The sequence below is a fragment of the Streptomyces sp. 15-116A genome (genome assembly GCF_025290915.1).
Lineage (GTDB): Bacteria > Actinomycetota > Actinomycetes > Streptomycetales > Streptomycetaceae > Streptomyces.
Genome location: NZ_JAOCQE010000032.1, coordinates 32495 through 38494 on the forward strand (window position 1 = coordinate 32495; position 6000 = coordinate 38494).

5 protein-coding genes are annotated in these 6000 nt (G+C 72.5%); 2 read left to right on the forward strand and 3 right to left on the reverse strand.

What is annotated here, in order from left to right:
* Window positions 1-78 precede the first annotated feature (78 nt).
* A complete protein-coding gene (locus tag N4P33_RS09035; RefSeq protein ID WP_260825792.1) occupies window positions 79-1875 on the forward strand; it encodes a long-chain fatty acid--CoA ligase in 1797 nt (598 codons plus the stop codon).
* A gap of 104 nt (window positions 1876-1979) precedes the next feature.
* Here the strand turns inward: N4P33_RS09035 and N4P33_RS09040 are convergent, their stop codons facing one another.
* Window positions 1980-3122 carry a glycosyltransferase family 4 protein gene (locus N4P33_RS09040; protein ID WP_260825793.1) on the reverse strand — a complete coding sequence of 381 codons (1143 nt, stop codon included), beginning with the start codon at window positions 3120-3122 and terminating at the stop codon, window positions 1980-1982.
* Window positions 3123-3220: 98 nt separating this feature from the next.
* On the opposite strand from N4P33_RS09040, the gene N4P33_RS09045 reads away from it, so the two are divergent.
* Window positions 3221-4456: a glycosyltransferase 87 family protein gene (locus N4P33_RS09045; RefSeq protein ID WP_260825794.1), complete on the forward strand. Its 1236-nt coding sequence runs from the start codon at window positions 3221-3223 to the stop codon at window positions 4454-4456.
* On the opposite strand, the gene N4P33_RS09050 is transcribed toward N4P33_RS09045, so the two are convergent.
* Together N4P33_RS09050 and N4P33_RS09055 are read right to left on the reverse strand one after the other, a co-directional pair.
* On the reverse strand, window positions 4413-5603 hold the full coding sequence (locus N4P33_RS09050; RefSeq protein WP_260825795.1) for a hypothetical protein: 1191 nt from the start codon (window positions 5601-5603) through the stop codon (window positions 4413-4415). The two genes, N4P33_RS09045 and N4P33_RS09050, sit on opposite strands and share 44 nt — an antisense overlap.
* 33 nt (window positions 5604-5636) lie before the next feature.
* On the reverse strand, window positions 5637-6000 hold a 364-nt coding region (locus N4P33_RS09055; protein WP_260825796.1), incomplete at its 5' end, for a C40 family peptidase.

Sequence of the window (6000 nt, forward strand, 5' to 3'; positions counted from 1 at the left end):
AGCACCCTCCCGAGCCTTGGACCGCACCGTCGCATCGCACACCGTCGTGGCGCCGGCGCCCTAAGAGGAGCAGCAGTCTTGCGCGAGTTCAGCCTTCCGGCTTTGTACGAGGTCCCCGCGGACGGCAATCTGGCCGACATCGTCCGCAGAAACGCCGCGCAGCACCCGGATGTCGCCGTCATCGCCCGTAAGGTCGCCGGCACCTGGCAGGACGTGACGGCCACCGCGTTCCTCGCGGAGGTGCGGGCGGCCGCCAAGGGCCTGATCGCGGCCGGGATCCAGCCCGGCGACCGGGTCGGCCTGATGTCCCGCACCCGCTACGAGTGGACGCTGCTGGACTTCGCGATCTGGAGCGCCGGCGCGATCACCGTGCCGGTGTACGAGACCAGCTCGCCGGAGCAGGTGGCGTGGATCCTCGGCGACTCGGGCGCGACCGCCTGCCTGGTGGAGCTCGACGCCCATGCCGCCGCCGTGGACTCGGTGCGCGACCGGCTGCCCGAGCTGAAGCACGTCTGGCAGATCGAGGCGGGCGCGCTGGAGGAGCTGGGGCGTCTCGGACAGGGCGTCACCGAGGAGACGGTCGACGAGCGCAGCTCGGTCGCGAAGGCCGACGACCCGGCGACCATCGTCTACACCTCCGGCACCACCGGCCGCCCCAAGGGCTGTGTGCTCACCCACCGCAGCTTCTTCGCCGAGTGCGGCAACATCGTGGAGCGGCTGCGTCCGCTGTTCCGCACGGGCGAGTGCTCCGTGCTGCTGTTCCTGCCGCTCGCGCACGTCTTCGGCCGGCTGGTGCAGATCGCGCCGATGATGGCGCCGATCAAGCTGGGCTGCGTGCCGGACATCAAGCAGCTCACCGACGAACTGGCCGCCTTCCGGCCGACGCTGGTGCTCGGTGTGCCGCGGGTCTTCGAGAAGGTCTACAACTCGGCGCGCGCCAAGGCGCAGGCCGACGGCAAGGGCAAGATCTTCGACAAGGCGGCGGACACGGCGATCGCGTACAGCCGGGCGCTGGACACCCCGTCGGGCCCGGCGGTCGGTCTGAAGATCAAGCACAAGGTGTTCGACAAGCTCGTCTACGGCAAGCTGCGTGCGGTGCTGGGCGGGCGAGGCGAGTACGCCATCTCCGGTGGTGCGCCGCTGGGTGAGCGGCTCGGTCACTTCTTCCGCGGCATCGGCTTCACGGTGCTGGAGGGCTACGGCCTGACCGAGTCCTGTGCGGCGACCGCGTTCAACCCGTGGGACCGGCAGAAGATCGGCACGGTCGGTCAGCCGCTGCCGGGGTCCGTGGTGCGGATAGCGGACGACGGGGAGGTGCTGCTGCACGGCGAGCACCTGTTCAAGGAGTACTGGAACAACCCGGCGGCGACGGCGGAGGCGCTGGCCGACGGGTGGTTCCACACCGGGGACATCGGGACGCTGGACGAGGACGGGTATCTGCGGATCACCGGCCGCAAGAAGGAGATCCTGGTGACGGCGGGCGGCAAGAACGTCGCTCCGGCGGTCATCGAGGACCGTATCCGTGCGCATGCGCTGGTCGCGGAGTGCATGGTCGTGGGCGACGGACGGCCGTTCGTGGGCGCGCTGGTCACCATCGACCCGGAGTTCCTCGGGCGGTGGGCCGCGGAGCACGGTAAGCCGGCCGGTTCGACCGCGGCGTCGTTGCGGGAGGATCCGGATCTGGTCGCGGCGATTCAGGCGGCGATCGATGACGGGAACGCGGCGGTGTCGAAGGCGGAGTCGGTGCGGAAGTTCCGGATTCTGCCGGCTCAGTTCACGGAGGAGTCGGGGCATTTGACTCCGTCGTTGAAGCTGAAGAGGAACGTGGTCGTGAAGGACTACGCTCACGAGATCGAGGCGATTTACGCTAAGTAGGGCGCCTCTTGGGGCGCCTCTTGGGGTGCCTCTTGAGCGTCGTTCGCGGGCGCGGGTGCGTTGTGGCTTGTCGCGCAGTTCCCCGCGCCCCTAAGAGCATTGCTCTACAGCAGCGTTTTCAGGCGCTCGGCGAGTAGGTCCCAGCGCCACCTCTCCTCGACCCACTGGCGGCCCCGCTCGCCCATCCTGCGGCGCAGTTCCGGGTCCTGGAGGAGGGTGATGATGCGGTCCGCGGTCTGGGCCGGGTCGCCGCCTCTGACCACCCAGCCGGTCTCGCCGTCCAGGACGGCGTCGGGGGCGCCGCCCGAGTCGCCGGCGACGACGGGCAGGCCCGTTGCCGAGGCCTCCAGGTAGACGATGCCGAGGCCCTCCACGTCGAGGCCGCCGCGGCGGGTGCGGCAGGGCATGGCGAAGACGTCGCCGGCGCCGTAGTGGGCGGGGAGCTCGGACCAGGGGACGGAGCCCGTGAAGCGGACCGAGGCGGCGACGCCGGTGTCCTGGGCGAGGCGGCGCAGGTCCTTCTCGTAGGGGCCGCCCCCGACGATCAGCAGGACGGTGTCCGGCTCGGCGGCGAGGATCGCGGGCATGGCCTGGATGAGCGTGTCCTGGCCCTTGCGCCGTACGAGACGGGAGACGCAGACGACGACGGGGCGGTCGGTGAGGCCGAGGCGGGCCCGGATCTCGTCGCCGCCGGAGGCCGGGTGGAAGGACTTCTCGTCGACGCCGGGCGGCAGCTGCACCATCCGGGAGGCCGCCGCCGGGGTCAGGGCGCGGGCGATGCGGGAGCGGGTGTACTCGCCGAGGTAGGTGATCGTGTCCGTGGACTCGCCGATGCGGCCCAGCAGCTGCCGGGCGGCGGGCAGCTGGGCCCAGCCGGCCTCGTGGCCGTGGGTGGTGGCGACGATCCGCTGGGCGCCCGCGCGGCGCAGGGCCGGGGCCATCAGGCCGAGGGGCGCCGCCGCGCCGAACCAGACGGAGGTGCAGCCGTGCTCGCGCAGCAGGCCGACGGCCCGGCGGGTGGCCCCCGGGGTCGGCAGCAGCATGGTCGTACGGTCGCGGACGACGGTGAAGGGCTGCTCGGCGTCGAAGGCGGCGGTCGCCTCGATGCCCTCCCGGGTGCGCTTCCAGGTGGAGGCGTAGACGACGAGCCGGTCCGGGTCGAGGCGCAGCGCCATGTTGTGCAGGAACGCCTGGATACCGCCGGGACGGGGCGGGAAGTCGTTGGTCACGATCAGGGTCTTGTGCATCGCCGCCGACCCTACAAGAGCGGTGCTTGCTGGCACGTACACAGGTTCCCGGGACATCATGGGCAGGTCGGGACGGCGAGGCGACGGGCAGGGACGACGTGAAGACGAGTGCCGCACGAGGGTCCCTCGCCTGGCTCCTGATCGTGTGGGCCGTCACGCGCGCGGTGCTGCTGCTGTGCGTGCTGAAGGTGATCGTGTTCCCGGGTCCGGACGTCACCAGCGACGTGTCCGTGATCTATCAGGGGTGGTACGACGTCCTGAGCGGCGGAACGTTCCCGCTGGACGACGTCACCTGGCAGTACCCGCCCGCGGCGGCGCTCGCGATCCTCTCCCCCGGTCTGCTGCCGTTCCTGGAGTACGCCACCGCGTTCTTCGTCCTGGCCTGTCTCGCCGACGCGGTCACGCTGGCCCTGCTGGCGTGCGCGGGCCGGGGTTCCGGGCGTCGGCGGCGGGGAGCCTGGGTCTGGGTGGTGGGCGTGCCGCTGCTGGGGCCGACGGTGTACGCCCGCTACGACGTGATGGTGACCGCGGTCGCGGTCGCCGCGGTGGTCGCCGGGGCCCGGCATCCCCGGCTGATGGGGGCGCTCGCCGGGTTCGGGGCGATGCTGAAGGTGTGGCCGGCGATGCTGCTGCTCGGGGTGCGAAGGAAGAGTGCCTGGGCGTCGGCGGTGGTGACCGTCGCGGGGGTGGCCGCCCTGTTCGCGATGCTGATGCCGGGCTCGTTCGCCTTCCTGACCTTCCAGCGGGACCGGGGCACCGAGGTCGAGTCGCTGGGCGCGCTGGTCTTCCACATGGCCCGGCACCACGGCTGGGACGGGGAGGTGCTGCTGAACTACGGCTCGGTGGAGTTCCTGGGTCCGTATGTGTCGTGGGTGAGCACGGGCGCGCTGTTCCTGACCGGGGTGGCGCTGGGCTGGCTGCTGCTCTGGCGTCTGGTGGCCACGCGGTTCGAGCCGCACACCGTCGCCGACGCGGCCTTCGTGGCGGTGCTGATGTTCACCACCACGAGCCGGGTGATCAGCCCCCAGTACATGGTCTGGCTCGTCGGCCTGGCCGCCGCGTGCCTCTGCTTCCGCACCAGCCGTATGACCCTCCCGGCCGTCCTGATCCTGGCCGCGTCCTTCGTGACGGTCCTGGAGTTCCCGATCTGGTTCGCCCACGTCGTGGCCAGCGACACCCTCGGCATCACTCTCCTCGCCGTGCGCAACGCGCTGCTGGTGACCGCCACCGTCCTGGCCGCCGCACGCCTGTGGCGCGACACCGTGCCCGGACGGCCCTCGCCGGCGCCGGTCAGCCCAGTTCGGAGCGCAGATAGTCGCGCCACTGTGTCGTGAAGGCGTCCAGGGTGGTGCCGAGGACCGTCCTCATCGCGTTCTCGACCGCGCCCTCGCGGGTCTTGTGGGCGGCCACCGTTCGGTAGAACTCGCCGAGGCGGTCCTCGCCCCAGCGGTCGGCGATGAGGCGGCAGGCGAGCCAGCCGCTCTCGTAGGCGCGGGCCAGGCGGTCGGCGTCGCCGGAGAAGCCGAAGTCCTTGTCGTCGGGGAGGGCCGTCGGGAGGTCGCCGCGGCCGACGGCGTAGGCGAGTTCCGGGGCGGCCTCGGGCGGGGTGCGTTCGCCGCTGCGGTAGCCGACCCAGTCGGCGAAGCCCTCCGACAGCCACAGGGGGGTCGCGGCGGTGGTGTGGGCGCGGGTGGCGACGTGGGTGGTCTCGTGGGTGAGGACGACCTGGCGGCCGGAGTCGCCGAGCAGGCCGAAGGCGTCCGGGTTGACGATGATCCGGTCCGCGGGTGACCGTGCGCCGCTGCCGGTCTCGCCGGTGGTGACGGCGGCGATGCCCCGGTAGGAGGAGGCGGGCGAGTTCAGCAGGCCCCCCATGTCCTGCAGGGACTCGGGCACCAGGATGACGACGTGGCGGGGCCAGGACGGGCCCCAGGCGTCGGAGACGGCGGGGACCGCGCGGTCGGCCAGCTCGGCGTAGTCGCGCAGCTCGGACGGCGACCGGCCCACGCCCATGACCAGGCTGCGCTCGCCGTGTGCCGTGCGCACCACGCCCTGGTCCCACAGCTGCTGGCCGGACTTCTTCGCGGGGCGGTCGGAGTCCACGTGCCAGCGGTCGCTCGCGTCGCGGCTCAGGCGCAGGGTGCGGGTGGTGGTGACCGGGGAGCGGTCGTAGCCCTCGACGCGGTAGCGGAGGTCGGCGTGGGCGGTGGCGGTGTCGCCGGTGCGGTCGAGGGCGGTCAGGCGGTAGGACCAGTCGGCCAGCGGGACCGCACGCAGGTTGTCGTACCCGGCGCGGGTGCCGGTGCGGGCGTAGGCGGCGGGGTCGTGGGCGAGGACGGCGCGGGCCCGCCGGTCGAGCAGCGACTGCACCTCGGCGCGGGCCGTGTCGGTGACCGGTCCCCCGCCGCACGCCACCAGGGAGACGAGCAGCAGACACAGCGCCACCACCGACGCCCCCGACACCCGCCTTCGACCAGCCACCTTTCCGAGGGTACGGGCGCCCGCCCGTTGTGGTCAGACCCTGGTGACCGAGGAGACGGGCATCATGCCGACCGGGTCGTAGCGCACGGGTGCGCCGGGGTACGGCGCGTGGATCACCTGGCCGCCGCCCATGTACATGCCGACGTGGCTGGCGTCGGAGCGGTAGATCACCAGGTCACCGGGGCGCGCCTCGGACAGCGGCACCTGCCGGCCGGCGTAGCGCTGGCCCTGCGAGGTGCGCGGCAGGGACACCCCGGCCTGCTGGTACGCCCACTGCGTCAGCCCGGAGCAGTCGAAGCCGGAGGGCCCGTTGGCGCCCCACACATAGGGCCTGCCGAGGGCGGAGCGGGCGGCGGCGACGGCGGCGGCCGCGCGGGAGGAGGCCGGGGCGGCGCCG